At 47.5% G+C, this 25,354-nt stretch carries 33 protein-coding genes; 3 read left to right on the top strand and 30 right to left on the bottom strand.

The window, feature by feature from the left end; all coding sequences use genetic code 11:
- Positions 1-3: 3 nt before the first annotated feature.
- From SPTER_RS07695 to SPTER_RS07590, 23 genes are all read right to left on the bottom strand, one after another.
- Positions 4-1,533, bottom strand: coding sequence for a hypothetical protein (locus SPTER_RS07695; protein ID WP_144349835.1), 1,530 nt, complete (start codon positions 1,531-1,533; stop codon positions 4-6).
- A 13-nt stretch (positions 1,534-1,546) separates the two neighbouring features.
- Entirely contained in the window at positions 1,547-2,128 is a 582-nt protein-coding gene (locus SPTER_RS07690; protein ID WP_144349833.1) for a hypothetical protein, read from the bottom strand.
- A complete protein-coding gene (locus SPTER_RS07685; RefSeq protein ID WP_144349832.1) occupies positions 2,128-2,448 on the bottom strand; it encodes a hypothetical protein in 321 nt (106 codons plus the stop codon). Before SPTER_RS07685 ends, SPTER_RS07690 begins: the two co-directional genes overlap by 1 nt.
- Entirely contained in the window at positions 2,449-3,138 is a 690-nt protein-coding gene (locus SPTER_RS07680; RefSeq protein WP_170233194.1) for a hypothetical protein, read from the bottom strand. It lies immediately after the preceding gene.
- Positions 3,128-3,436 (bottom strand): hypothetical protein, encoded by a 309-nt coding sequence (locus tag SPTER_RS07675; protein WP_144349828.1) that lies wholly within the window; start codon positions 3,434-3,436, stop codon positions 3,128-3,130. The genes SPTER_RS07680 and SPTER_RS07675 overlap by 11 nt, the downstream gene beginning before the upstream one ends.
- 42 nt (positions 3,437-3,478) lie before the next feature.
- The gene (locus tag SPTER_RS07670; protein WP_144349826.1) at positions 3,479-4,186 is read right to left on the bottom strand and encodes a hypothetical protein; all 708 of its coding nucleotides are present in this window, start codon (positions 4,184-4,186) and stop codon (positions 3,479-3,481) included.
- A 13-nt stretch (positions 4,187-4,199) separates the two neighbouring features.
- Positions 4,200-5,153, bottom strand: a complete 954-nt coding sequence (locus SPTER_RS07665; protein ID WP_144349824.1) for a hypothetical protein — start codon at positions 5,151-5,153, stop codon at positions 4,200-4,202.
- Positions 5,154-5,158: 5 nt separating this feature from the next.
- Positions 5,159-5,857, bottom strand: coding sequence for a collagen-like protein (locus SPTER_RS24640; protein ID WP_170233193.1), 699 nt, complete (start codon positions 5,855-5,857; stop codon positions 5,159-5,161).
- Positions 5,850-6,908 carry a hypothetical protein gene (locus SPTER_RS07655; protein WP_144349823.1) on the bottom strand — a complete coding sequence of 353 codons (1,059 nt, stop codon included), beginning with the start codon at positions 6,906-6,908 and terminating at the stop codon, positions 5,850-5,852. Before SPTER_RS07655 ends, SPTER_RS24640 begins: the two co-directional genes overlap by 8 nt.
- A gap of 2 nt (positions 6,909-6,910) precedes the next feature.
- Complete coding sequence (locus tag SPTER_RS07650; protein WP_144349821.1) at positions 6,911-8,359, bottom strand: hypothetical protein; 1,449 nt, start codon at positions 8,357-8,359, stop codon at positions 6,911-6,913.
- Between the two features lie 15 nt (positions 8,360-8,374).
- Positions 8,375-9,058: a hypothetical protein gene (locus SPTER_RS07645; protein ID WP_144349820.1), complete on the bottom strand. Its 684-nt coding sequence runs from the start codon at positions 9,056-9,058 to the stop codon at positions 8,375-8,377.
- Between the two features lie 13 nt (positions 9,059-9,071).
- Positions 9,072-11,585 (bottom strand): tail fiber domain-containing protein, encoded by a 2,514-nt coding sequence (locus SPTER_RS07640; RefSeq protein ID WP_144349819.1) that lies wholly within the window; start codon positions 11,583-11,585, stop codon positions 9,072-9,074.
- Positions 11,586-11,587: 2 nt separating this feature from the next.
- A complete protein-coding gene (locus tag SPTER_RS07635; protein WP_144349818.1) occupies positions 11,588-12,079 on the bottom strand; it encodes a hypothetical protein in 492 nt (163 codons plus the stop codon).
- A 15-nt stretch (positions 12,080-12,094) separates the two neighbouring features.
- Positions 12,095-12,640 carry a hypothetical protein gene (locus SPTER_RS07630; RefSeq protein ID WP_144349816.1) on the bottom strand — a complete coding sequence of 182 codons (546 nt, stop codon included), beginning with the start codon at positions 12,638-12,640 and terminating at the stop codon, positions 12,095-12,097.
- A 2-nt stretch (positions 12,641-12,642) separates the two neighbouring features.
- On the bottom strand, positions 12,643-12,942 hold the full coding sequence (locus tag SPTER_RS07625) for a hypothetical protein (RefSeq protein WP_144349814.1): 300 nt from the start codon (positions 12,940-12,942) through the stop codon (positions 12,643-12,645).
- Between the two features lie 63 nt (positions 12,943-13,005).
- Positions 13,006-13,968: an SU10 major capsid protein gene (locus SPTER_RS07620; RefSeq protein ID WP_170233192.1), complete on the bottom strand. Its 963-nt coding sequence runs from the start codon at positions 13,966-13,968 to the stop codon at positions 13,006-13,008.
- A gap of 36 nt (positions 13,969-14,004) precedes the next feature.
- Positions 14,005-15,081 (bottom strand): hypothetical protein, encoded by a 1,077-nt coding sequence (locus SPTER_RS07615; RefSeq protein WP_144349811.1) that lies wholly within the window; start codon positions 15,079-15,081, stop codon positions 14,005-14,007.
- A 35-nt stretch (positions 15,082-15,116) separates the two neighbouring features.
- Positions 15,117-15,260, bottom strand: coding sequence for a hypothetical protein (locus tag SPTER_RS24635; protein ID WP_170233191.1), 144 nt, complete (start codon positions 15,258-15,260; stop codon positions 15,117-15,119).
- Positions 15,253-17,334 carry a portal protein gene (locus SPTER_RS07610; protein WP_144349809.1) on the bottom strand — a complete coding sequence of 694 codons (2,082 nt, stop codon included), beginning with the start codon at positions 17,332-17,334 and terminating at the stop codon, positions 15,253-15,255. Before SPTER_RS07610 ends, SPTER_RS24635 begins: the two co-directional genes overlap by 8 nt.
- A gap of 15 nt (positions 17,335-17,349) precedes the next feature.
- Positions 17,350-17,598, bottom strand: a complete 249-nt coding sequence (locus tag SPTER_RS07605) for a hypothetical protein (RefSeq protein WP_144349807.1) — start codon at positions 17,596-17,598, stop codon at positions 17,350-17,352.
- A gap of 13 nt (positions 17,599-17,611) precedes the next feature.
- Entirely contained in the window at positions 17,612-18,886 is a 1,275-nt protein-coding gene (locus SPTER_RS07600) for a PBSX family phage terminase large subunit (protein WP_246105526.1), read from the bottom strand.
- A 1-nt stretch (position 18,887) separates the two neighbouring features.
- Positions 18,888-19,754 carry a phage terminase small subunit gene (terS, locus tag SPTER_RS07595; protein ID WP_144349804.1) on the bottom strand — a complete coding sequence of 289 codons (867 nt, stop codon included), beginning with the start codon at positions 19,752-19,754 and terminating at the stop codon, positions 18,888-18,890.
- Positions 19,755-19,791: 37 nt separating this feature from the next.
- Positions 19,792-20,082 (bottom strand): anaerobic ribonucleoside-triphosphate reductase, encoded by a 291-nt coding sequence (locus SPTER_RS07590; protein WP_144349803.1) that lies wholly within the window; start codon positions 20,080-20,082, stop codon positions 19,792-19,794.
- Between the two features lie 549 nt (positions 20,083-20,631).
- Between SPTER_RS07590 and SPTER_RS07585 the strand changes: the two genes are divergently transcribed.
- Both SPTER_RS07585 and SPTER_RS07580 read left to right on the top strand, forming a co-directional pair.
- Complete coding sequence (locus SPTER_RS07585) at positions 20,632-20,826, top strand: type II toxin-antitoxin system HicA family toxin (RefSeq protein WP_342787123.1); 195 nt, start codon at positions 20,632-20,634, stop codon at positions 20,824-20,826.
- Positions 20,827-20,852: 26 nt separating this feature from the next.
- Positions 20,853-21,287 carry a type II toxin-antitoxin system HicB family antitoxin gene (locus tag SPTER_RS07580; RefSeq protein ID WP_144349801.1) on the top strand — a complete coding sequence of 145 codons (435 nt, stop codon included), beginning with the start codon at positions 20,853-20,855 and terminating at the stop codon, positions 21,285-21,287.
- A 124-nt stretch (positions 21,288-21,411) separates the two neighbouring features.
- Here the strand turns inward: SPTER_RS07580 and SPTER_RS07575 are convergent, their stop codons facing one another.
- The 6 genes from SPTER_RS07575 to SPTER_RS07550 form a co-directional block, all read right to left on the bottom strand.
- Complete coding sequence (locus tag SPTER_RS07575) at positions 21,412-21,867, bottom strand: sigma-70 RNA polymerase sigma factor region 4 domain-containing protein (protein WP_144349800.1); 456 nt, start codon at positions 21,865-21,867, stop codon at positions 21,412-21,414.
- Between the two features lie 72 nt (positions 21,868-21,939).
- Positions 21,940-22,275 carry a hypothetical protein gene (locus SPTER_RS07570; protein WP_144349798.1) on the bottom strand — a complete coding sequence of 112 codons (336 nt, stop codon included), beginning with the start codon at positions 22,273-22,275 and terminating at the stop codon, positions 21,940-21,942.
- 157 nt (positions 22,276-22,432) lie between these two features.
- Positions 22,433-22,738 carry a hypothetical protein gene (locus SPTER_RS07565; protein ID WP_144349796.1) on the bottom strand — a complete coding sequence of 102 codons (306 nt, stop codon included), beginning with the start codon at positions 22,736-22,738 and terminating at the stop codon, positions 22,433-22,435.
- Positions 22,739-22,740: 2 nt separating this feature from the next.
- Positions 22,741-23,097, bottom strand: a complete 357-nt coding sequence (locus SPTER_RS07560) for a RusA family crossover junction endodeoxyribonuclease (RefSeq protein ID WP_144349795.1) — start codon at positions 23,095-23,097, stop codon at positions 22,741-22,743.
- Between the two features lie 21 nt (positions 23,098-23,118).
- Positions 23,119-23,634, bottom strand: coding sequence for an ATP-binding protein (locus SPTER_RS07555; RefSeq protein ID WP_144349793.1), 516 nt, complete (start codon positions 23,632-23,634; stop codon positions 23,119-23,121).
- A gap of 76 nt (positions 23,635-23,710) precedes the next feature.
- Positions 23,711-24,484 carry a DnaD domain protein gene (locus tag SPTER_RS07550; protein ID WP_144349791.1) on the bottom strand — a complete coding sequence of 258 codons (774 nt, stop codon included), beginning with the start codon at positions 24,482-24,484 and terminating at the stop codon, positions 23,711-23,713.
- Positions 24,485-24,601: 117 nt separating this feature from the next.
- Here SPTER_RS07550 and SPTER_RS07545 point away from each other — a divergent pair, with 117 nt between their 5' ends.
- Positions 24,602-25,213: a hypothetical protein gene (locus tag SPTER_RS07545; protein WP_144349790.1), complete on the top strand. Its 612-nt coding sequence runs from the start codon at positions 24,602-24,604 to the stop codon at positions 25,211-25,213.
- Here the strand turns inward: SPTER_RS07545 and SPTER_RS07540 are convergent.
- Entirely contained in the window at positions 25,210-25,353 is a 144-nt protein-coding gene (locus tag SPTER_RS07540) for a DUF4428 domain-containing protein (RefSeq protein WP_144349789.1), read from the bottom strand. The genes SPTER_RS07545 and SPTER_RS07540 overlap by 4 nt on opposite strands.
- Between the last annotated feature and the right edge of the window lies 1 nt (position 25,354).

Here is a 25,354-nt window from a genome sequence, read left to right as displayed (position 1 = left end):
CACCTACATTCCATAAGCTCTAAAATCAGTATCTGCAATGAGCTTTTCACCCATATCTCCATATTTTTGAAGAATATGAGCTTCTATCTGTTGACGATTCCACTTTTGACCGGCAGGTGCTTTAGCATTTCGCTCCAGAGCGGATGTTATTTCAGATATGGCGGAATTGTAATTAACAACCTTGCCTTGCCCACTCCCCTGCCCTTGCTGCCCGCCCTGCCCTTTCGTAAATATAGCATCCAGCTCAGCCGCCGCCTTGTTATAATCATCCATTGCCTGCTTCATACCAGGAGTCTCAGCTTCAGCATCATACGAATGCTGTGACGCTTTGTAAAATTGAATAGCATTGTTCATGCGCGTCTGGAGTGCCCTTACTCGTGCCGCATCTTCTTTTGAGAAAGTCGAGATATTAGCAAGCGATTTGACGTCCCCAGAGTTGCTGATACCATACACAGTGCCATCATCACCGGTAATGATTTGCTTAATCCCATTAGCATCCTGTCGGAACCTAGCCCAGTTAAGAGCATTATTATCTTCGTGAATTTTACCCTGCAAGTTCATCTGCGCCTGTGTACCTGGCGGTATTTCCTTCTGAGTAGTCCGAGGCACCCCGGCTTCATATGAACCAATGCCCAAAGCATTCGGAGTTTTGAGCGAAACCGTATTGATATTAGCACCAGTATCCTCAGTAAACGTCTTGTACCCCGGCGCCAGCTTCTCTAATATACCATCCAGCTTCAAGCCATTTACTTGATAGTACTCCTGCGCTGCCTGAATCTTATCCTCATCAGCAGCGAAAGGATTGTACAGCGTTCTCAGAAGCTGGGCATTGCGCTTCGTCTTGGCATCTGTTACCCGCGGCTGCAGCATCGTTTCAACCCGTTTCGCCTGCTCCGGAGAGAAAGAGTGCTTAGCTATAAATGCGGCGTTAGCTGCCTCACGTTGCTTGGGGTCTGAATACTTTCTGACCTGCTCGTTAATTAACCCATCAATGCTCGATAGCAGACCTTGTACCGGTTGTAATTCCGGTCGGGGACTTGCCCCGGCATCCCGACCCATATCCGAAACCTGGTCAGCCTGAAACCTTGCCAGGGCCGGCCCGTAAAGGCCCGTTTTCTCCATTTGCGAAGCAATTTGTCCAATATTGGACCGGGCAAAGTCATCATTGGAAATCCGCATATCATTGTAGTTAAGTTCCTCACCTGGCAACTCAACACCATCGGCCAAGGCCCTTTGGCGAAGATTCTTCGACTTGTCTACAATTTCAGCACGTTGTTCATCGGTCAACCCGGGAGCCTCATAGCCTTTCTTGAGTCCTTCATACTCATTCAGATAGCCATATTTCTTTTGGAAATTCCCAAATAACCCCTGTGCTTCACTGGCCTTCTGAGCATTGGCCGCCTGTTCAGCAATGAATTGTTGCGTCGCGTTATATACTTTTTTATTTTGATAATCTTGCCCCAACTTTTGTCCAAGTGCATAACTAACTTGGTCCAATGCCTGATAGCGTGGATCGTTTAGTATGATAGCCATATCTCTACCTCCTTTAGCCCTTCGCGCCTGCATACGTGGCATAAGCCTGCATTGCCGACCCTAACAACCCAGTATTGCCTTTCTGTACAACAGTCTGGGCCGGCGAGCTCAGCGCTTGCTGGAACCCGAGCCAGTCTGAATAAAGGCCTGTAGCCGGAGCCATATTTTGATAGCCCATACCATACAGCCCTTGTGCGTTTGATGCTTGATTTTGTAAAGCTGTCATATAATTGTTCATAATCCAGTTATTCGCATCCGTCCCGGCTTGGGCTAACGCGTTCTGTGTCATTGAGTTGGCGCCCAAATTTTTAAGCGCCATATTGTTGACCAGGCTGCCAACCTGCTTGCTATAATTGTCCATCGCCTGACTTTGCAAATTAGAAGCGACTTCTGAGTTTAATTGACCTGATGCTGTTTGGCTCATAAGATCAGTGCCTTGTCCGATTAAACCCGAGGCTGAACCGAGTAAACCCGTAGCAGTCCCCGTAAGCTGCTCGCGCATCGCCTTTTGATAATCCGTTTCCGGGTATACCTGCGCACTGACACTTTTCACTTTATCTTTAGACCCAAACAGAGCCTTCTTCACTCCACTCATTAAACAACCTCCTTTTCTAAAACATAATGACCATCTAAAAACCCGGTCAGCGTAAACCCGAATTTACGGGCAAATGCTGCCGGGTTTCTCTTTGTCCAAAACCGGAGTTTACTGCAGCCTAATTCCTTGGCCTTTTGATTCAGCCAGGATTGCCAAAACCGGCCATCGCCGCACACCTCACCCACAATCAACGCATCTCCATCCTGGATAGAAACACAAAACCCGCGCTCCTCATCAAATACGAATTCGGAACCGGGGTATGAATTAGGATATTCGCCTGTCTTTCTATGATAGAGCTTCAACCAGCCGTAGAGAGTCATTTAATCCCCCTCTACTTCCACTCTGACTTCAAACGATGTGACATAACACGCATTGCCGTCTTTCGATGAACAGTTGGCGGCAATGCAGAGACCGATGGTATGGACCCCTTCGGCATCAAGGATATAAGTTATACGATCACCGATAACTGCGTTATTGTAGTTGATTACCCCACTTTTACCGTAAGAGGCAGCCTCATTCATCAGATAAGGTTCCCCATCAATGTGCACCCCAATCTTGGTATACACGTCATTGGCCCAACCACCCCAGGTATTTGTCCACCCAGTAAGTCTTAACGTAACCTTAATCGGCAAACTCTTGTTTTGCACATAAAAAGGGAAGTTCCCCAATGTGTAATTCTGCCAAGCTACGCTGCCTCGTAAATCATATAAATAGGCATCGTATTCAAGCGTTGATTCTTGAGAAGGAGGGACATAGACCCGTTTAGCTGCATAAATCTGACCGGTTGATTTATTCTTAAACCGCAGCGGCGAGGAAAAGTAATTCGCTACATTTGTAGTAATCGGCAAATACAACGGATTATCATCAGGGTCCTTTAACTGGGCATACATACCGCCTGCAATGTCCGTTGAGGCATCATACAGCTCATGGGCAATAATCTTTTTACTATTGTTCTCTACTACGCGGATGTTGAGTTTATACTCACTCAATGCCATAGTATCACTTCGCAATCCAGATATTGCCGCCGACATCGCTGGTCGGGATATTCCAGGCAGTACCTTCCGTGTCATTGGTTAGCCTGCTGCTACCATTAAGCAAAGGAATATTATTGGCCGTACCATCCGCGTGCTTGCCGTCAACCATATCGACATTACCGTGCTCAATCAAAACGGCGATCAACTGTTCAAAAGCAGTCATATCGCCGTAGACCTTGGAAAACTCCTGGATAAACTTTTCGGCTGCCGCGCGGACGGTATCCCCATTCGGGCCCGGTCCAGTATCTACGGGAAAGCCTGGTGAAAAGGGCATAGTTTACACCTCCATATTTCAACATACTACAATTCTTTGCACCTACGCCGGAAATGCAACCCCTATCGTATATGTTACCGTCAGCCTTGCTAAATCTGGCACTGTCACGGGTGTTTCGAGTACGTCACGGGTTACCATTGCTATCCCAGTACCGTTCGCAACATAGATTCTTGGCGTATAAATCCCAACCTCGGAAACGACAATATCGCCTCCACTGTTGTTTGTAAAATACCGTGAATGCGTCACGGAATAGGTGGATGTTGAGCTATCATAATTTTTAACAATTGGATTAAATGCTAAATAGAGTAATTCTCCTGCATTGGTTCCGTTGTTAATTATAGCCTCCAATGTGTGTTGCTCAAAATCAAACGCCGCTGTGCCTGTACCAACAACCAATCCTGTAGCAGTGTTTACTGCTCCACTAAAACCTTGCCCAGCTAGCTCTATCGAATTATTAACCGTTGGCATACCGATTGCATAACCACTTCCAGAGACAGTTCCATTTATTTGTTTCATAGCTAAATATCCCGCTCCATACGTTGTACTTGCAGCATTTACCGCACACATCTGCGATGTTAGCCAGTTATACGCATTTCGCACCCAACTATGACCTCTTTCGTCATGATCATGTAGTACACCCCCGTCCAGACTTTCCACTTTAAATCCCCAAAACATTTCTGGTATCGGAATGTGTAATTTTTTACCCAACCGCCTGATTTCGTCGTAATCCTTTTCTGTTACATTCAACATCTCATATCCTCCTTTATTCTACCGCCACCGTGACGGATATTACCGGCGATTGCACCGCCAACGTCGTTTGTCTATTCCCCGCGTCTGATCCCGCTTGGACAACAGCGGTAACCGCGATTGACGGCATACTGCTACCCGCGCTAGCGCCGCCACCTAAATTTCCAGAGGAAGAAATCAAAACCACAGCCGATACAGCGTTATTGGCTGTGGATGGGCCAGATATATCGTTCCAAAATCCTCCGACAGATTTTTCTCCACTTTGCAGCATTCTTGCTGCCACTCCGCATCTTGCCTGCTGGTTAGCTGCGAAAGAATATTTTTCACTGATTTGATGCCAACCCGGTGTTGCTTTTATCCAATGAGTACTACCTGAGGGTGCTGCGAGGTTGTTACTCATACACCCTATTGCTAAACATTGTTTTACAGCCACTAATTCAGGCAATACGCAATACTCAGATTGAGTGGGGGTGGATGTAGACATAGCGGTTTGATCAATAATTTCTAAGGGTACTTCTGCATCCGTATTCCGCACTATGACCAATTGAACCCATATTCTCTGCGAACTGGCTTGGGTAAACGTAACAGAAGTACCTAAGTTACTTAGGTCTAATATCTTATAATATATTGACTGTTGTTGATTAGGGTCAGTTTCTGCAGCAAGTGCGGTATTAATTAAGTTCCATCCCGAAGGCGGAGTCAGTACGTCTCGATGCCCTACCACAGCAAGACACATATCACCGACTTGCGCTGTAGACGGGATTGCTACCGTTTGGGATGTTGCAGTAGTATAAACTATTTCATTACTGCCCTCTACGCGTGGAAACGAGGAGGAAGAATTTATTTCCGCAATCTTGGTGTGATAATTTGTGAACGGCACACCTGTTAAGTCAACGCCCTTATCGATAATCGCCTGTTTAATGTTTTGCTTTGCTGTATTCAGAGTTATCAGCTCATTAGCAATACTCACTTCTCTCACACTCCGTTTATAGCGGCCAGAGCAGCCTCCAGGCCAATTAAAATGTTATTAGGCTTAAACTTGCCAGACGTACCGTCATACACAAGAATCTCACCGTCAGCCGGCGCTGTAGTTAAATCAATATAATCAACTGCGCCACCATCACCCGGTTCGCCTTTCAGTGCGGCCAAAAAATCCTCCTCTGTGCCGGTATTTCCGTTATCCAGCCAGATTTGATAGGCGCTTTTACCGTCCGCACCGGGAGTACCAGGGGAGCCCTGCGCACCATCGGCACCAGTTGCACCAGTATCCCCCGGCGGCCCCTGCTCGCCTACCACATGTCCGGCATTAATCGTCGTGCTGTCCGTCAGCGTGATGATCAGATCACCATTCTCGTTCACCACTGCGCTGGATATCCCGACACCGCCGCCACCGGATACCGTTCCCGCTTTCCAGGTTTCTGTCGTGGCGTCATAAACCAGTACTTGACTGGCAGTCGGTGGCGTTGCAAGATCAACATCAGTCAAATCAGCTAGACTGGAAGCCGTGCCACCCGCAAAATAATCAATAGCATTCCAAACGTTAATACCGTTACCTATCTTCATTTTAGGTGGTACTAAGTCTATGGCAATCCCTATCTCACCCTGCGCCAATACGGGATTAACCGCAGTCCAATTTGCCTCCGTATCGCGCCTTAGTTGTATAATATCAGCCACCAACTCCACCTCCGTTGATCCTCTGTATTGGCAAATACACACTTGCACTGGTTCCACCGTCAATATTACGTTCAACGGCCCTCGACCGCCATTTCACGCCATCAAAAGCAAGCACATGGCCTTTAGCCGGCAAAACCGTTTCATCCACATCCTGTAAATCACTTAATTCAAACGCGGCAAGGTCCGCCGCCACACGCTCAATAGCCGCGGTATTCTCGGTATCAGCCTGATTAAGCCTATTCACTTCGTTCCCTAGTGTCATTCCCAGATCGGCGACAATACTTTCCAGGGCTTCCCCTTGCCCTGCTGTATAGGCATCCGTTATCCCATACCCTTCTAGCGTTGTCGGTGTATCCTGTACGCCTGCCCATGGTACAAAATCAGCCTCATCTGCAGCATTTACCTTACCATCATCGTTAGTATCATAGACAGCTTTCAACATGTCCCCTATTTCAAAAGCAGTATCATTATAAGAGATCTTCCACTTTTGATGTACAGCGTCATAGAAAAAAGCTGCAACATTGGATTCTGTTTGTACGGCCAAGGACATGCTGGCCGCGTCCTGCTTAAACATGGTTGTTTGCCCGGTACTATCTTGAAACTCCAGTAAGAATTCATGATCTGCGCTGCCGAAACGGATTTTGCCATAAACCGGACCGTCTTCTGTCTCCTGATCTCGAAACGAGAAACCTCGCTCTATATCTTCCCCTGCGTCACCGGCCATCTGAAAAACAAGCTGCTTTTCGTCATTGTCACCAGCAATACTTAACTCAATAAAATCCTTTGCGGATATCTGGGCACGGCTACACAGGTAATTATCTAGGGACAAACTTCCCTGCAGCAGATTAGCCGCATATTTCTTAATCTCCGTCATCTTTTGATTGATTAGCTGATTGATCTCCTCGGTGATTTCTGGTTCCCCATTGCCGGTTCCCGCTGCTTCCTGCAGGGCGGCAATTTGGTCATCATAATTTTTTAGCGCCCGATTAAGAAGAATGAAATTTCGTTCCAGCGACTCCGCCGTAATATGCGTATCAAGTTTTGTTGCCAAAATTACACCTCCACAACTTCCACTTTAACATCGTTCAAAGCAAAGGCGCCTTTTGTAGAGGTAAGCCGCATGGAAAATTCCTTGGTCCGGTAGATTTGCCGTTTGCTGGCCGGCGTGGTCCTCGCCAGCGTCCACAGCGGGTAATTGGCATCATGCAAATAACCCGTAGCGTCATGCACATAAGGGCTTTCCGCCGTATAGCCAATCGGCAGTTGCACCTTACTGACTGCTACATTTGCTGCTGCCGCGCTTTTCGCATCGACCGCCACCGCAATGCGCTTGATCAAAAAGTCATTGATTGTGGTGTATAGCTTGCCCTCCACGTCAACCTGAATCGGATTGCCGGCAACCTCCGTGTCCGCTGTTTCATCCAGCCGGTAAATGGTATCCCCGGACAGCACATAAACTGTGTTGCCTACAAGGCACACATCAGAAATCGGCATACTGAACTTACGAACCGTAAACACCCCGGAGAAATAGTGAAATAGGTATGTTGTACCCATATCATCCGTCCGTACCCAAAGCTGCTTCTTGGGCTGTATATCCCATATCTTTGCATTCTGGCTAACCCCTTGCATCAAATCCTGGTTAACTGCAGCCCCTACCTCCGACGACCGGAGTGTGCCATATTCTCCAGAATTAAAGCCCATGACCGAAAACCCGTCCTTACCAACATAATACAAGCCATTGCCGGCAAAACGAATCGCCTCCGGTCCCGCCACATATACGCCCTCCGGGCCATCGTACACATCCCAGTTATAGTCACCGACTAAACGGAAGGTCTTGCCTGATCGTTTTATAACAACTACATTACCAAACAATTGTTTAACGGCCACAATGCCGCCGCCGTCCTGGTAGCCGACCTCCGCATACCAAGCATCCTGGAGGTTATCTGTGCCATAATTCCAATTTTCAATGTCCCCGACCCCGCAGAAATAAACAATATCGCTGCCAGTATTGCTTGTGGCCAGGCGGCCGCCCCGCACATAGCACATGTCAGAGACCGGCGAACCAGACGCCATTTTAAACGCATTAAAATAGTCCACGTACTGAACCCTGTTCCCGGATACAATCGCCGTATACGGCCCGTACACCGCATACGCCGGCCGCTTAATCCCTTTCAATTGTCCGATCAGTTCCGGCGTTGTATTGGGCGACAAATACCCCCGGAGCTTATATAAACTTTGACCGCAATTCGTCAAAAAATAATTATCCTTATAGTTGTAAAACAACGTATCCGCCGCTGCCGGCAGCGTAACTACCGGCACCAGTCCCGCGGCTACCTTTAATTTGCCGGAAGAATAGTCAATTTCCACATTGGTGGCTTTCTGCAGCATATTCGGCAGAAACTTTTCTGAGTTAGGGGCAATGTCTTTTCTAAGCCCGCCGGTAAAGTCGGCGAAGGTTAGCACTTGCGCCCTCTCGCCATGCTTATTGCTCAGTTTTGGCATAGACCTCCACCTCCCTTACAGCAATTTGGCCAGCAATGTTTCGTCTTGCTGAACCTCGAATTCGTTCTTGTTCATGGCGAACATAGCTGCTAACTGGGCTAGCGCACTAATATATTGCGCCGGGAAGTCAATACTGTCGGTCACCGCCTTAATCCGGGGCTTGTGCGCATAGTATTGCACCGTCATGTCGCCCGGAGACCGCATTTTAATCTTGCCACCCAACACCCGCAGCGGGTATTCGCCGCAAGTCTTTTCAAAAAGCAATGGCACAGGCATATCGTCGGTAAAGACCGCTTCCTGCACCATGATCAAGCTGCCGGCGGCAATCAGCTGCTTGCTCAAAAAGGTAATGGCCTGATTGATATGGGGCAGCAAATCTTCATCTGTCGGGTATTCCAGCTTGTCAACATCATGGATAAGAATGCGAATTTCGCTAATAAGGTCGGAAGTGCCGGTATCGTAGGCCGGCCGGCCCCGGATGATGCACTCCCAGGGACCTGTGGCCGTAATCTCTACAGTAGTAAAGGGGGATAATTCTTCTGCGTTCAGCTCTACGCCCGGATAGAGCCGAAATTCATTGTTCTCGCCAGCGACGATGATCATTTCCACGTCGCCGTTATTAAACGCATTTACCGCCGTACCGTAAAATGAAATAGTTTTGGAGAAATTTCCTGTCCCAAAAAAAGAATCTGACAGCAAGGTATCACCCCCCTTACTTAACTTCTAATGCCTCAAGTCTCACAGTCAGTGCCGCTATTATCTGCTGTTGTTCTTGCACGGCCTTAATGAGCGGCGCAATCAACTCTGTATAGCCGATACTCAGTACATCCTTGCCGCCATTTACACTATGGTCTTGGAAACCACCAAAGTCATTGCCAGTGTCGGCTATGACCTGTTGCACTTCCTGGGCAATCAGGCCGTGATGATACCGGTCGCGCTTCTTGCTGCCGTCTTTTTCCTGGTCTTCCGGGTAATCCTCCCGGTAGTCCCAGCGGAAATCAACAGGACGTAACCGCAAAATAAAATCGAGACCCAGTTCGGTGTCTCGAATGTCGGCCTTGTCGCGCTCGTCTGATCGATCCTGGACGGCGCTATAGGCGTATACGGTTGTGGCGGAGTCGCCGAGTTGGACTTGGTTGTTGCCGGTAACTGCGGAGTTGGCACCTAGGCCGGTGCAGTTGGAGTACATTCCTGCAGATGATAAGGCATTTTTGCCAATTGCTACAGTATTCTCGCCATAACTGTTATGTCCGGCACCTGTTCCAATATAAACTGTATCATAAGCTGATGCTGAAATGTCGTTACCTATAATGACCGCTTGATTTCCCGAAGAAGATGAGCCATTTCCAATAACTACGTTGCTTTCTCCACCTATAGAATTTGCTGATTTAATGTTACCTATCGTAATATTGTTAGCACCTGATGTGTTTGCCCCATATCCTATAGCAATTGCCTTTTCACCTGTACAATTGCTACCATGGCCAATGGCAATACTGCTTTGATTATCAGAATTACTTCCAGTACCAAGCGCAATTGAATTATCATAACCAGCATTAGCACTAACCCCTAAGGATAACGCTTGAACACCGTTAGCTCTTGCCTGCTGCCCGAATGCGATTGCGCTTGCCGCACCAGTGTAGCTATTTACGCCAAGGGCAATGGAATTTAAAGTACCAGCTGCCGAATTTTTCCCTATCGCTATCCCTGCAGCTTCAAAATATGCCGATGCGTTAGTGCCAATAGCGATAGCATCATCCGCACCCGTATGAGTAGACTTCCCAAGGGCTATTGCATTCTCGCCTCTCACAGCAGAAGAATTTGCCCCAATAGCGATAGCATAATTCTTTTCGCACGAAACTTCATGCCCTATAGCAACACGCGCCGATTTATCGGCATAGGACCCGTTATCATCAACTGTATTCGTGCCCAGGAATATATTATTTGATCCTGTCGTCAAATCCTTTAGGCATTCTTTTCCGAGAGCAATGTTATTACTCCCCGTTATATTCTCAGTTCGTTCTCCGCCCATGGCCTGATACCCAATAGCGATATTGTCAGCCCCGTTATTACTACCTGACCCAGGTCCACCGGATAGGGCTTCTTTACCGAGCGCAACGCAACGCTCCCCACCGTAATTAACCGCTGATGTGTCCCCGATAACTACACAAGACATCCCTCCACCCTGGCCTACAGCGTTACCCACGCCAATAACCACGCCATTACCTTGAAAGTGCGTACTGTCTTTACCGATAACCACTCCAGTAGGGCCATAAGTTTTTAAACCGCTACCAATTAATACAGTCTGCACCCCGCGATTTTCATTATTACGTCCGACACAAATACCTTCCTCACTACTACATATATTCTCAGCGCCAAGACCGATTGCGTAGGAACCTGTGATATTTGCATTTATACCAATGGCTACAACATGGTCCCCTGCCGCATAGGATTTATACCCAATCGCAATACCTTGCTCACTTGCACAGAAAGCTTCGGAACCTATAGCGACACTGTCATTAGAAACGCAGTATGATTTAACTCCTAATGCCACACCGCGGCCGGCAGAAGTAAAAGACTCACGACCTATAGCGATTGCAGAATCATCATGAGTAGCGTTTGCATAAGTACCGATGGCTATGCCATTCGGTGTATTAACCATGGCATTCCGACCTATAGTGATCGCAGCTTCCGTACTGGCTGATGCATCTCTACCAATGACTATACTAGTCTCTCCATTTGCCCTCGCATATTTACCAATAACCACTACTCCAGATTGTGAGGTTCCTGCAGTGTCCCCAATAACTACATTACTCCCTCCATCCTCACCGAACATCCCATTCGCCCCTGCATTTGGGCCGATCACTACTGAGTTTAATGAGGCAGTAACATGGCTGTTGGTCCCTAGCACAACTGAGTCAGATGTCCCTACCCCCCTGCTCCTAGTACCCATCACTATACTATCCTTTGTCGCTGGTGCTCCAGGAGACTCAAACTCGACATCAATTCCAACCGCAATGGTCCCTGTTTCTTCATCCACAATAACATAATCACCAGGCCCGCCTTTAATAAACAGCAGCCATGTCGGTTCCGTCGTCGGCACTACATTCACATTTTGCGACCGGCAAATATACAAGGCATTTTTATACAGCACTATATCATTCACGGTATAAGTAGCCGCATCGCTCCATTCCCCGCGAAAGTTAAAATTTTTAATCCATGTCGCCATCTCTACCCCTGGGCCTTCTGCTGCTGTTGCTTAATCACACCGATATTCTGCCGGATCTGGTTCAGAATTTCCGCATCAGCCGGTATGCCGCCAGTATCCCGGTTCATGGCGAATATGACCATCAGCTGCACCAGTACCGGATCGTACATAGAGAGAAACGGGGAATTGGCCTCGACATCCTCTACCCGGTCCTTCTTGCCAAAATAGCGGATGGTTGTCGAAGTAGCAGCCGTATCCGTAGCATAGGTCAGGCCGTTTTTCGTGTAAACAGGATGCTGGCCGGCGAACGCCACAAAATTATCGGGCAGAGCTTCGCCGCTGGTGTGGTTGATTTCATAAATCATGTCTAGGTCCTGCTGGGCAATTAGCTCCATGGACACAAAATCCACGGCGTCATTAAGGTAATCGAGCATTTCATACCGGGAGTACGTTTTCTCGCCCGGATCTTTTAACCGCAGTCGGGCACGGGTTATGAGTGTACTCGCTTTTGACATAGGGTTTTACCTCCTTTACACCTTAAAAATTAAGTTCTGGCGTAGCTCGGTCCGTTCCCGGCCAGCAGCTAAACGATAAACCTCCGGAGCGATCATAGATAATAACTCATCGTTGGATTTTGAAGCAGGATCGTCAAGGATAAGCTGCATAAATTGAATAATGAGTTCAGTAAAAGCATCAGGTAATGGCACACTGTCTGATATAGATGTGACTTTCAGGTGGCGTTTGTACAGGATGTTTACTGTTGCCGCGTCCGCATATATTTGATTGCCTAGCAGCTGATATTCACCGCGTCCCGGCTTTCGATTGAGCGGCGCATGCCGCCAGCCATCCTCAACTGCCACCAACGATTGAAAGTCTGCCGGCAACTCCCCAACTCCTGCCACCAGAGGCACTGCAATTCTTTTAACTAAGAGATTGGAAGTAATACTGTCAAGCGCTGTAGACACTAATGTCAATACACTTTCCAGAGCATCAAGCAGGCTATAATCACTGATTTTAGCCTTATATGTGTCACCCAGCTTAAACCGGGCTTTATTTAAAAGCTGATCAACAGTCATGACTATATACCACCTTCAGAGCAACGATACTCCGGATTAAGCCGGAAAAATAAACGGTAGCAGCGGTCTGCCCACGAAGCGTCGCCGTTAAGCTCAGCCTGCAGGCCTTCCCTTAATAGCGGATCGGCCTGTATCAGTGCCGGCGTAACCGAGCCAAACTTGCGCAGCTTTTTATCTGGCGTAAACCCCCTGCCGACGAGTTTCTTTTCTTCGTAATTCTGCTGCCGTAATAAGGTATCATCGATATGGTTAGTTAGGATGATCTTATTGCCTTCTTGTTGGATGTCTTGGCCGATAATCAATCGCAAACACCTTCCTTAATAAATTAACAGGGAGGGTTTCCCCTCCCATACTCACTGATAAAATTAACCGGCAGTACCAATCCCAGTCATTGCCGCATGCGCTTCTTTCGACCGGCAACGGAGCGTCACTTCACCGCTGATCGCCTTTTCAAAGCGCTTGCCCTTTTTGCCCAGTTCCTCGACATGGAAAGGAATCAGGAAAGCCGGTTTGAAGTACTGCGGATCGATGATTTCCACTCGGCGCCCGGTGGTTTTGAGCGTACCCAGTTTACCCGTTTCAGGGTCAACCGCCCGGTTAATCATCCGATGCGGCATCAGTTTAATAACACCGGCATCCGATTCATAGAAATCAATCGGGCCAATCACCTTTTTATCTTTTTGTCCGCGTTGTTTCGAGGTTTTGGAATCTTCCCCAAAGGTATTGTTGGCTTTTCGTTTTTCACTCATCGACATGACAGCGATTTTGGGATTGCCGCCGGCCGTCCATGCCTTTTCAATAGCATCGTTGAAGCCTTCTTCATCGAACACGCTGGCCGGCGTTCGGGTGGACGTGTCAATAACATTGACCGTATTGAAATACGGAATCCCCCCCATCCGGCCCGGGACAGACGCGGTATGCTGGGCAGTCGAATCCGACGTGACTAAAACGGCTTCCAGGTCCATGGCAATTCCTTTCATGTATTTGTCCAGTTGGTACAGCACTTCGTCCTTGACCCCATATTTTTTGACCGCTTTTTGCGTGGTAGTGATAAAAAACACCCGGTCAAAAATCTGGGTATGGTTGTCGATTCTGGACCGGGCGTCCACTTCTTCCGGCACATAGTCGGACCCTTCCAACTGCGGGTCATTCTGAGGCGTCGGCAACGCGTCGTTGAGTTCAGATACCGTGGTATTGTCCGCCTTTCCCTTACCAAACATGGTCAAGAGCGGCGTGTCGTCAGGGGCAATATTGGTGATAATATCCGAAATATCCTCGACCGTCCCGACTGTGGTATAACTATGAGAACCTTTAGCCATTATTGTCATTCCTCCTAATTATCGTTTTATATTTTGTTCCCGGCATTAGCCGAGATTGGCAATCCTATCAGCAAAGCCAGTACGCTTGTAATACTCAATGCGCTCATCCTGGTTCATATCGCCAAGATCTTTGGCATTGAACCGTTCTTTGGTTTCCTTGGTATCATTGCCAGGTTTGAGAGTCTGAGGCGGAACCTTTTTTGGTTCCTTAGAGACACCTGTCTTTTTGGCGAAATACTCCCGCCGGCAATCTTCCCAGTAACCCTTAATTATGGGGATATCTTCTTTGGTAAGCTGATTCTGACTGAGCCGCTGAATGGCCGCAGCTACGGGGGCCGCCTTTTGATAAGGCAGCGTCTGCAGGTGCTCTGCGGCCAACTTGTCAATGCCCTCAAAATCAGCGCCGTCTGTTTTTTGAGCGGCAGCAATTTCGGCAGCAAACAATTCATATGTCTGCTTTTGTTCGGCCTCCCGGACTTGATTTTGAGTAGCAACATCAGTCTTTGCCCGGTCCATCTTCGCGATCTGCTGGAAAAGCAGCGCTTGGTGCTCGGCTGAGAACGGGTCATATTCTTCGCCTTTCTTAGCAAGAATCTTGGCTACTTCCTGCAGCGCGGCCGTGTTATCCGATTCCGCTTCGTCATCTCTTGCAGGCTCCTCTTTCTTCTTCTCCGTCTCCTTGGTTTCAGGCGGCTTAACCTGGCTCGCAACTAAAGCCCGGTAGAACGGCATAGCCTCCGGGGGAATCCGCGCAGGGTCAAGCTTGGTTATGTCGGCAAGCGAAAGTTCTTCGGGCGAATAAAAAGACGGCTTCTTTTCGCCGTCATCATCGCCGCTTGTTTTCTTTTGTTCGGTGCCAGTCTCTTGCTTTTCTTTCTCACCTCCTTCGCCGGCGTCACCGTCATCGTCTTCGTCGATATATTCCAGGCGACCATCTTTAAGGCCAAGCTTGCCAGGCAGCGCCAGGGGGTCGCCGGTAGGCTCTCCATCTTCCCCTGCATCGTCGTCAGGGCCAATGTTAGTATCATCAATATCCTCCTGATCGCCGGTGTCCGTGTCTTCATCCCCTTCGCCCTCGGCGAAAAGCTGTAATTCAAAAAAATTAAGCTTATATTCTTCCATAATTGTTCATTCCTCCCCAAATAAAAATTAAACAGCTATTCGCCGCCCTTATCCGCATCCAAAACCTGTTGCGCTACCTTCCCCCCGTTTATAGCTGCAGCCAGCGCATGGACAAAATCCCCGACGGCCACCGCCTTATATTTCAGCGCCAACACCTGCTCATCCGGTGTATCAGGCAATACCTTGAGCAGCCCCTGGCGGTATTCCTGCAGCCAAGAGCGCGTCCAGGCCAAGACCTGCGCCGCCGTCTCCCCCTGGAGCACCTGGGACTCCAGCTTGGCTTTCTGTTCCCTGTCCAATTGCCATCCCTCCTTTCTCTGCCGCCTTGGCCGCTGCTTGTAAATCCATATTCATTACAAACTCATCCGGAGTGGCCTGAATGCCTTGAGCTTGCAGAATTTGCGCCTTAATGCCTGGTGGCAGGTTATCGAAATCAATACGAAGCGATTGTGTCGTCTTGACTTCTGGCCCCTTCTCCTCTTGTGCCATTTGCTGCATAAGTTGTTCAGGGTCCGTCACATAGTCATCAGAATTCTTATAGCCCATCTCCTCTATCAGCTTCTTGACGCATTTATACACATTGACAGGAGTGGCAATGCGCATCTGCAGGAGTTGCGGGTACATCCCCAACAGAAGCTGCAACTGCTGAACATTCGTCTCCTTCGTCCCGGTGCCTATGCCGGCCGAAATGACAAAATCGAAATCACCGGCCAAGTTTGCAGGATTGATGCGGAGCGTCTTGTTCGTTAACATGATCGTTGTATCATCGTCAATGTACATTTGGTTAAGCATCGCAATATAGCGAAACAACTGCACAAACCCGGTCTCGGCAAAGATCCGGGCAATAAGCTCCAGCCGCTGGTTAGCGGCGCCCATAATCATACTCATGCCGGTGGCTGTCTTATTAAGACTGTTGGCATCGGACCCCTGGTTATACCGGGTAATCCCAGTTTTATTCTCCTTCTGCCCTTCCAGGTATTCCATGAAAGGCATAGTCAGCGGGTGGATCTGGCTGTTGGGAATCGGGAATACCGCGTTATGGGGATCGCCGTTGACACGCCAGTACTGCCGCCCCTCCAGCAGGTCATCAATATCCTGGAACTTCGTCATATCCACCGCGGCCTGCGGCGTATTGGCCAGCGTGATATTGTAGACCAGCAACCTGAGCAGAGCTGTCTTCAAATGCTGAATCTGAGCAATCATCTCGCTGAAGCCGCGCTCGGCAAATAACTGATGCGGGTCCAGCGTCGGTGACAACGAAAAAAACGGATGCCGGCCAACAGCGTTTTCCTCAATCCGGAGCAAGATGTCGCCGGACCACCAGACAATGATATCCTCTAGCAAGCCGTCATCATTTACATCATACTTAACGTAGGTCTCACGGATCTCAACCTTCTTGTTCGGCGTATCGTCATTTGCCTCCCAACTCTGCTTGTATGTGAACCGCCGTGTTGCCTCATCAAGCCGGGTATATGTCAGGGCATCCAGTTTCTTCTCATCGTCTTCACTCAGCTTCCGATATTCGCCGGCTTTCACCTTGCGCCGAATAGCATCCAGGGTCACAGCCTGTACGTGTTCGGAGAAGTCCAGTTCATCCACATCCCGGGCATCAGGCGCAAAACGAAATTCGCTGGCCAGGAGGAAATCAATTACCGGCTGGTTTTTAATTACCTTCTCATCCTGCCACTGGACATTAAAAAGACCGGGAGCAATCTCCTCGGCCTCAAGTATCTGGACATTCTTCTTTTGTGCCTGCAGCAAGTCCATTTCTGCGGCTGTCATCTGCTGCACATAGGCCACCGGCTTTGTCTCGCGTTCCCAATAACACTTCGTCGTGGCCATGTTGGTAATGAGCGCATACTTCATCCAGTTATGGAACTTCAGGAAACCTTTATTCCGCCGCTGAATCTGATAGTCAATCAATTCCTGCATAGTCTCGGCATTCGTCACATCCTCTGCCTGCGTGCCTTGGATCTGGATGATCGACTGGCCGCCAAAGAATATCTTCATCAGCGAAGGCATAACCCATTCGATTGTATCGGCCACATCGGACGCCGTGAGGCTGGACACCTCCGACAGACGCTCAAACATCTTGGCGTAGAACGCTTCTTTGGCATAGTAAATATCAATACGGTCCGCGATCTTCGGTTCAATTTCTTCTTCGTAGTACCGCTGCGCTGCCTGGTGACGATTCTTAAGATAGTTCAGCAGTTTTTCTTCCTGCTCCGGCTTAAGGTTTAGCGCCTTGGCCATAGTATCAACCCCTTTCTAGCCATCAGCGCGCACATAACAAACAAAACTATCTGTTGCCGCAATAGAGAATGTTTTAGTCGGAATGACAAGTTCATTAAAGGTTTGCCCGGCCGATACCGTTGCCGTAATACTGCCGACCGTAATAGTGACTGCATCCGATCCAGCATTGATAAGGGCAATGCTTCTGATCGTGAAGTCATAGGTTTTGCTTATATCGGCACTGCCGGCAAAAGAGTCATACATAACACCAGGATAATTCTTCACTCTTACCACCTCCTTATAGGCGCCCTGCCTTGGGAATTTTGACCTTTCTCTGCCTTGCGGCATCAATCAGGTATCGCATAGTATAAAGACCATACCTCTCAGCATCGGAGGCATGGTCTTGTTGTTTCAGTGGTTTATCTTCGCCGCGCTGCTGGGCTTTAACATCCCAGCAATAAGCCGACTTTTCTTTAAGCAAATTGATGCAGCGTTCATGAATATAATACAATCCATCATTAAGCAGGTTACCGACATGCTCAATGCCTGGTAGAACATCGTTCTCCGCCTCAATGACCGGGAAACCATCTTTTCGCAATTGGACGATTAGAGCTTTGGCGTTCGGGTCCACAATTATCGGTAATCGTTTGTTGACAGTGAAGGCCTGAAGATCATTGGAATATTCTCCAGTTGTTTTCTGAAGGCCCGTTTCCTTGCTACTGTAATAATATTCAGCGGCAGTATAGAACTTTTCGCCATCAAATCCCTGGCGAAGAAAAGCCGTCGGATTACCGGTTCCATGGTCAATGGCAATCCATTCATTCATCAACCGGGGAATAGTTTTGACTTTATGCTTTTCTTCGCTGAACATATCATAGATCACCCCTTCCGCCATCACCCACAGACCCAGGATATACCGCTTATAGAAAACCCCGGTGTACATGCGGCCATAGCGTTCCTTCACCCTCGCGCTCAGACTTAGGTTATCGTCCATCGTGAAGTGAAGATAAATGCCATTCAGCTCAATAATCTTATCCAAGTAATCGACCTTAAACCAATGATACGGTCCAGCCGGATTACAGTTAAACCATAACTTGGCGCCTTCAACAGAACAGCGGGCCGTCGCCTGATTAACAAAGGATTGCGGCATCAGCGCCACTTCATCGAACAACATACCGGCCAGCGTAATCCCCTGAATAAGGTCCTGGCTTCGCTCATCCTTACCGCCAAACATATAGAAAAAATTAACCCGGCCGCGCCGGGAGATTTCCAACATGTTTTCTGTTCGATGCTCTTTGACCTTGTATCTTAGGGATTTAAGCATCCGCTTGAGGGGCGCCAGCACATTGCGCCGGAAGGAGCCAATCGTTTTTCCGGCCATACCCAGGTTTTCGCCGTCAAACTCGTCCATCCCCCACTGAACATAGGCAAGCGACATTGATACCGTTTTGCCCGACCTGACAGCGCCGTCAGCAATGAGAATGTCTTTCTGCCGGACTGGCGAATTCGGCAGCCACCATGTTAATACCTGAAGTTGCTTCCTGGAAAAGGGCTCAAACTTAAATGGCTTCACCTTAAGCGCCATGGTCATCCCACACTTCCGACGCCTTTCCTTTTAAAGCAGCAAGGAAAGTGTCCTCTTCTCCCTGTTCTTCAGTGCCATCATCCCCCTTAATCCGCGCAACCTCGGCCCTTAACTTATCAATCCGGGCCTGCTGCTCTTCGGTGGCCAGCTCGCTCCGTAGCATTTCGTCATACCTGGACAACAATCCCTCCAGCGTTTTCATAGCTGCACTTTGCGCTTTTAGAAAGGTTGCTTGCCTGTCCCAGGAGAATTGGAATTCATACTCATATTCACACTCTTGGGAATCAGACTTAGTTTTGGTGGTACTTCTCTCTGTGTTTTTCTCATAAGACCGCTTCAATTCCTTAATCATTTCCTCTTTATCTTTGACGAACATGATCTTCTGGGCCCGGGCAATAGCCGTGTACTGAATAACAATATTCTCCCATAGCATCTCAAGCGGACTTTTCAGGTTAATACTTTCGACTATCTCACGGGTTTCATCATTATCCGGAAATATGCGCGCAAAAAAACCATGCTTCTCAGCCTTTTTATTACCAGGTGGGCCGCCTGGTCCGCCGCGATTTCCAACGGCATTTCTATTCTTTTTGGGAGCGCCATGCCCTTTTGCATTATTATTACCTTTAGGGGCACCGCATTTTTTCTTTTGTTGTACAACATTATCGGGATTTTGTTGTACAACGCTTTCTGAATGTTGTACAACACTCCACTTATCACGATCACGCTGTTTCCATACCGCAATCTTCTTTTCGTCTTCACCAAGTAATTCGGCAATCTGGCGGTTAGAGATTTTGCCGCCATGTTCTCTATATATTGCAAATGCTTTGTCACGGTTGGGGTTTCGTTCTCGCGCCATACTACATAGTCACCACCTCCGGGCATATTGTACTGCTTTACAACTGTGATCGTCGATCTGCCAACTCAGCCTGCTTCGAGGAGTTAAAACGGTCCTCGGTACTGAGATAACCGGTAATGCGCCGAATCCGCTTGATCGGAGACCTTTCAACAGCCCTAACGACAATCTCATCGCCGTCTACTACCAGTTCCAGCTTGCCCAGTGTTTTACCCTTGGCCAGCCACAGCGCCTGCTCCTCGGCTAGGATCTGCCGAACCTCGCCCACACTGATGCCATCGCTATAGTTCACAATTACCCCATCTATACCAAGAGTGTTATCGATAATCATTGCTATCACCTCGCCAAGTTAGTTACTTTATTATTCCGGCACCGGCGCTCTTTGGGAGCCACCGGCAAATCAGTCCGCATGAATTCCCGGTAATCCGGCTCCCGCGGTCGCCGCTTGAAAGTGATGCACCGCCTGTCAACCAGGTAGGCTCGATCTGGCAGAATAGCTGGTCGGCGTTATTAAACCGACAGTTAGTTTGGATCGGGGCATACGTGTCATCTCCAAGTTTTAATTAAAATAAAAATGTCCAAGTAGGACGTTAATGTTTAATAAAGCTCTATAGACCCGTAATATTGCCAATGAGTAACTGTGAAAGGATTGATTTAAATGAGACTAAGATTTATCAGACACTGCAAAAAGTGTGGCAGCATAATGAGAATGGTTCGCCGACCAGACTTTACGGTAATACATGTTTGTCAAAACCCGGAATGTCGACGAAGAGAGTAAATTCTTTGCCGCCTCGCAAAAATCCCTATTTTCGTAAAATCCAGCTTTGACACGTATTAAACACGTATGATATACTCAAACTATCAGGAGGGGATTCGTGTCATGCCGATGAAAGTCAGAGAAATACTTAAACTCTTAAAACAAGATGGCTGGTATGAAGTGGAACAGGAAGGCTCACATCGGCAGTTTAAGCATCCTGTTAAAAAAGGCAAAGTTACCGTGCCTGTTCATAGCAAAAACGATGACCTGACGCCTAGAACGGAGAAATCAATACTAAAACAAGCAGGGCTTATTTAATAGCGCTGCTTGCAAAGGAGGTTTATGTGGTGCGTGATTCTTATATTTATCCGGCAATCTTTGAGAAATCATTACAAGGTAAATACGGCGTTTCCTTTCCCGATCTCCCCGGTTGTATATCAATAGGAGATAATCTCCAGCATGCTCATGAAATGGCTAAAGAAGCATTAGGGCTTCATCTGTGGGGGATGGAACGCGACGGTGATGATATCCCCGCACCGTCCTCTATTGATAGCATCGAATTAGCAGACGGCGAAGTAATCGGCCTAATTGAAGTCTGGATGCTGCCGATTCGGGCTGAGCTTGACAATCGTGCTGTCAAGAAAACCCTTACTATTCCCCGCTATCTCAATGATATAGCAGAAAAACAAAATGTGAACTTCTCCAAAGTACTGCAGTCTGCCTTAAAAGACCATCTCGGTTTACAGGCTAAGAAAAAACCTATAAAAAAACAGCCTTAACGGCTGTCAGCTCCTTTGCATACTTAAAGCCGCCCTTTGCCGGAGCGGCTTTCCTTGCGTTCCTATCTCATGCTACTATTTTATCACAGCCAAAGTCAAAAAAGTGTCTACTTTTTGTCTACTCTTATATGGCTTCTAATGCTATTACACCAAATAAAGCTACTGCAAACTTCCGAATAGCTTTATTCTTCATATCGTAGACAGATTGCCTTGTGCTATAGCCCAATTTTTCCGCAATCTCATCCTTATCCAGCCTCTCCACATACCACATAAAGAGCACATCCCGGTACCGCTCACACCCCTGCGCCTGGCTGATCCCGGCAAGAGCCTCCTCGATCTTCTCAATCTCTTCGAGTGTCCGGTCCTTCATCTCCTGCCACTTCTGCAGCTGATACATCTGGTTCAGCGTGTTTACAGTCTTAGAAGAACGGATACCGGTTACATCTATGTTTACGGCTGAAACCACACCTGGGGCAGTTTGCATTCTCAGCCGGACAATCATACGGCTGGCATGATTAATACTTTGATGCAATTCACGGTAATACCGTAGGTAGTTCTCTGCTTCTCTAATGCAATTCATGCTCAACCCCACCCCCAAATAATATAAATATGCACCAAAAGAGCGGCAAAACGTCGCTCTTTTTTTTATCTCTTATTTTATACTCCCTAATATCTCCTTTATGGCCCATGCCTGCGGGTTATATATTGAAGTTAGTATGTCGTGTATCCCGAAAACAACAACTACAAGGGTCAGTATGCTAACAATAACCATCCCTGTAAAAGTAAAGGCGTCCGCTCCGTAGTATCTATCAGATTCCGTTAGCCACATATGCACCTTACCTAGTGTACAAAGCACCAATATACATACCCCAATTTGCACCCCATATATCCACGGCACTAATGTTGCCTGATTGATAAATACCTGTATAAGCTGGTCAGTCGCCACACCCAGCTTATTTGCCAATATTTCAATTGCCTTGTCGCTCATTTTTCTACCGCCCCCCATTACTTTATTGTTACCAGGGCAGACTAGCTGCCCTTTTTGATATAAACTTATTACTATAGACATCCTATATTTAATTAAAACAGAAACGAGAATTCACTCCGTTATTTGTGTTGGCTTTCTGCATACCATGCAGGAAGCCTTATCCAACCTTATCCCCAAACTCCACCGGGTTATACTGCGGCTCCAACCGCCGCGGCTTCCTAGTTATCTCCTCAAAAGGCATATCCGGTATTTCAGGCTTCCTGTTCAGTTCTAGCTCCCCGCATATATCCAACTTCACCCGCTTGCCTTTTGCTGCAATCTCGGCCTCAATTCGGGCTATATCGGCGGCTGTAGCCTTGCGGGTCACTACGTCGCCATGCTGGGTAGCAAAATATAATTCCTGGTCCTTGATAACTTCCTTAACCGGCTTCACCCAGTTAATTGGCACGCTGCAGTATTCCATGGTCATTCCTCCCAAATTACAATCTCAGTCCTCTTAGCCCCTTTAGCAAAACACCAGTCAACGTCAATTGCGTCTGCGTTATCATCTTGCAGCACTCCAGCCTTTACTAGACCATCCAGAATGAACTTAGGAGCATAATTATCTTTATCCCTACGCCTGCTGTCTGTGAAAAAATAAGTAATGCGTATCACGGCTTTAGCGAGCTGCTTATTATTAACCTTTGCCTTGACCGCAGTTGCCCAAACTTCAAGCTCCCATTGCTTTTTAAACTGACGCAGTCTTGTCCAGTGTAGGCGTGTCCATCGGTTAATACTGGGCGGCACATCTGGGACGGTGAGTTTAATCAACACTTTATCCATACCACTCACGCTCCGCTAACCTCATGCACTCTCTCGCAAACTCTTGCCAGAGAAATTAATCACCTTTGACGTACCTTTCAGCCGGTCATAAACCCGTTCCGCATATTTGCCCTTTAACTCATCCGCGCTCAGATTCGTGGTGATAATAATCGGCTGCATCCGGTTATACCGCTCGCTGATAATGGCGTCCACCTTAGACAATACCCACTCTTGGTGGTACTCGGCGCCTAAATCATCCAACACCAGCAAGCCGGTATTCCGTATCCGCTCCTCATAGGCCAGCCACTCCTCCTTATTCCTGGCCTTCATGGTGAAGATATTGTCAAGCATGCTAACCATCGGCACAAACAGCCCACTATGACCAGCCTTTAAATGCTCGACCAACACGGCTACTGCCATGCTCGTTTTCATTGTCCCGACCGGGCCTTTGAGTACCATACCAATGCCAGACTCCCGGTTTTCTTGCATATTGGCTATATATTGCTTAACCTGCGCATACTGGCTTTGCACCTGCACAGGAATCCCCTTTCGCTCCATTTCCGCAAATGTACAATGCCAGTACCGGCGGTAAATACCACGCTTTTCAAGCTCAGCATACGAAACCCGATCGCGGTCAGAGGGTGTCTGGTTCGTTTTCCCAGTCCGTACTTGACCTTGACGGGCTGCCCCTGCCGCCTCTCTGGCTTTGTTTACTACCGCCGCTATGGCTGGATTTATCCCCTCTCCCACATTTTTCAACCTCCCACGGCTTTATTTTAAAGCCATTTACCCCCCAGTTACCGAGCACAGATTCGATAAAGCCAAGTTTACGCACATTGGCCATAACCGCTTCCTCAATGGCGGCCAATACCCATTCCGCCGTATACATCTCAGTCAAAGTATCCAGCTTGTTTGCCGCGATGTCATTTAGCACGCCGATGTTGTTTTGATATGCGAGCAGGACCTTGTCCGCCTCGCGCGCGCCAAATACTACAGCTGTATCTATCTGTTTCTGTTTATGTTTATATATGTCTGGCGTTTTCACTGGAGGATTTACTGGCGTTTCTACTGGATTATTCCCTGGTATAATCACTGGATTATTTACTGGGTTTAACCCAGTGTTTTCATAAATGGGAATTAATTTATATCTTGTCGGTTGCCCTTTTTTGCCAGACTGGAATTTAATCAGTCCATGTTGTTGTAAAAGATTGCGGTGACGAATAAAGGTCTTCTCATCTTTGACATTGGCCCTAAACATAACGTAAGGATTGGTCGCGTCAAACCATTCGGCCCATCCTGCCCTGTTATTTAATGCAAAAAGTTTGTAATAAATCAACTGGGCATATGTTGGCAACCCGGTTCTATCACTATAATCCTCGAACGCGTTTAGTAGTTTTGCATAGTTCATATCCCACCGCCTAATAGACACTTTCCTGTGCGAAGCACTTTATTTTCTCTAAGAAGGAGATTTTAAACAAATGAAGAATTTCCCATGTAACAATTTGTAAAAAAGGGAGATGTGCTTTTGGATAAAATAGAAATTGGATTTACTCAATTTATGGATTTTATACTCAAAGGTAGCACTGCACGGGTTAGTTACGTTCGGTCACTTAAAGCTCAACCGGAATATCATCCTGGACTAGACTTCTGGAAATTACTTCGAGATGAAATAAAGAACATCCATCAGAATAATCTTGATATCTCTACACTCGCAGAAATTCTAGATGGTCTACATGAGAAAAAGATAAATCAGTATACTCAAGCAATATCTGCATATCAAAAATTCTGCAAAGGTAAATCCATTGAGTGGTTTGACATTGATCGATCATTTTGGGCATTTGACAGATTAGTCGTTCGTTCTACACCAGAAATGGGGTTAATCATAAATGGAGTTCCATTTGTTATTAAGATGTATTTTAAGGAGCATAAGGAAACACTTACTAAGCGTAAAGCAAACTCCCTACTTACTCTCATGGAAGATTCCGCATATTTAACCCCATATCCCAAAGCTACGCATGCTGTCCTTAGTATTAAAAAAGGAAAAATGTATCCACTTGAAACTAAGGTTACTACTGACATGCGACTTGGATTAGAAGGTGAAGCAATGTCTTTTATGCATTTATGGGACAAGGTTTAGGATGGTGACATTTCGGCCATTACCTGGGCGCAGGAATTGCAAATATAAATTCCATCTTCTAGCGGCAGCAGTGCCGTTTTCTTTTTACATACATAGCAAATATGTTTTTCACGTTCTTTTATATCCACATCTTTATTCATT

This window comes from Sporomusa termitida (assembly GCF_007641255.1).
GTDB classification, from domain to species: domain Bacteria; phylum Bacillota; class Negativicutes; order Sporomusales; family Sporomusaceae; genus Sporomusa; species Sporomusa termitida.
Note: the sequence above shows the minus strand (reverse complement) of the source record. Positions and strands in the feature narration are given on the sequence as shown.

What these genes read in the sequence shown, in the direction of transcription:
- SPTER_RS07555 (WP_144349793.1), bottom strand. Translation starts at nt 23,634, where the DNA reads ATGGAGCGAAAGGGGATTCCTGTGCAGGTGCAAAGCCAGTATGCGCAG.
- SPTER_RS07575 (WP_144349800.1), bottom strand. Translation starts at nt 21,867, where the DNA reads ATGAATTGCATTAGAGAAGCAGAGAACTACCTACGGTATTACCGTGAA.
- SPTER_RS07695 (WP_144349835.1), bottom strand. Translation starts at nt 1,533, where the DNA reads ATGGCTATCATACTAAACGATCCACGCTATCAGGCATTGGACCAAGTT.
- SPTER_RS07570 (WP_144349798.1), bottom strand. Translation starts at nt 22,275, where the DNA reads ATGAGCGACAAGGCAATTGAAATATTGGCAAATAAGCTGGGTGTGGCG.
- SPTER_RS07565 (WP_144349796.1), bottom strand. Translation starts at nt 22,738, where the DNA reads ATGGAATACTGCAGCGTGCCAATTAACTGGGTGAAGCCGGTTAAGGAA.
- SPTER_RS07650 (WP_144349821.1), bottom strand. Translation starts at nt 8,359, where the DNA reads ATGCCAAAACTGAGCAATAAGCATGGCGAGAGGGCGCAAGTGCTAACC.
- SPTER_RS07590 (WP_144349803.1), bottom strand. Translation starts at nt 20,082, where the DNA reads ATGATTATCGATAACACTCTTGGTATAGATGGGGTAATTGTGAACTAT.
- SPTER_RS07635 (WP_144349818.1), bottom strand. Translation starts at nt 12,079, where the DNA reads ATGTCAAAAGCGAGTACACTCATAACCCGTGCCCGACTGCGGTTAAAA.
- SPTER_RS07670 (WP_144349826.1), bottom strand. Translation starts at nt 4,186, where the DNA reads ATGTTGAATGTAACAGAAAAGGATTACGACGAAATCAGGCGGTTGGGT.
- SPTER_RS07685 (WP_144349832.1), bottom strand. Translation starts at nt 2,448, where the DNA reads ATGACTCTCTACGGCTGGTTGAAGCTCTATCATAGAAAGACAGGCGAA.
- SPTER_RS07675 (WP_144349828.1), bottom strand. Translation starts at nt 3,436, where the DNA reads ATGCCCTTTTCACCAGGCTTTCCCGTAGATACTGGACCGGGCCCGAAT.
- SPTER_RS07550 (WP_144349791.1), bottom strand. Translation starts at nt 24,484, where the DNA reads ATGAACTATGCAAAACTACTAAACGCGTTCGAGGATTATAGTGATAGA.
- SPTER_RS07690 (WP_144349833.1), bottom strand. Translation starts at nt 2,128, where the DNA reads ATGAGTGGAGTGAAGAAGGCTCTGTTTGGGTCTAAAGATAAAGTGAAA.
- SPTER_RS07610 (WP_144349809.1), bottom strand. Translation starts at nt 17,334, where the DNA reads ATGGCCAAGGCGCTAAACCTTAAGCCGGAGCAGGAAGAAAAACTGCTG.
- SPTER_RS07615 (WP_144349811.1), bottom strand. Translation starts at nt 15,081, where the DNA reads ATGGAAGAATATAAGCTTAATTTTTTTGAATTACAGCTTTTCGCCGAG.
- terS (WP_144349804.1), bottom strand. Translation starts at nt 19,754, where the DNA reads ATGGCGCGAGAACGAAACCCCAACCGTGACAAAGCATTTGCAATATAT.
- SPTER_RS07630 (WP_144349816.1), bottom strand. Translation starts at nt 12,640, where the DNA reads ATGACTGTTGATCAGCTTTTAAATAAAGCCCGGTTTAAGCTGGGTGAC.
- SPTER_RS07560 (WP_144349795.1), bottom strand. Translation starts at nt 23,097, where the DNA reads ATGGATAAAGTGTTGATTAAACTCACCGTCCCAGATGTGCCGCCCAGT.
- SPTER_RS07620 (WP_170233192.1), bottom strand. Translation starts at nt 13,968, where the DNA reads ATGACAATAATGGCTAAAGGTTCTCATAGTTATACCACAGTCGGGACG.
- SPTER_RS07585 (WP_342787123.1), top strand. Translation starts at nt 20,632, where the DNA reads ATGCCGATGAAAGTCAGAGAAATACTTAAACTCTTAAAACAAGATGGC.
- SPTER_RS07640 (WP_144349819.1), bottom strand. Translation starts at nt 11,585, where the DNA reads ATGGCGACATGGATTAAAAATTTTAACTTTCGCGGGGAATGGAGCGAT.
- SPTER_RS07540 (WP_144349789.1), bottom strand. Translation starts at nt 25,353, where the DNA reads ATGAATAAAGATGTGGATATAAAAGAACGTGAAAAACATATTTGCTAT.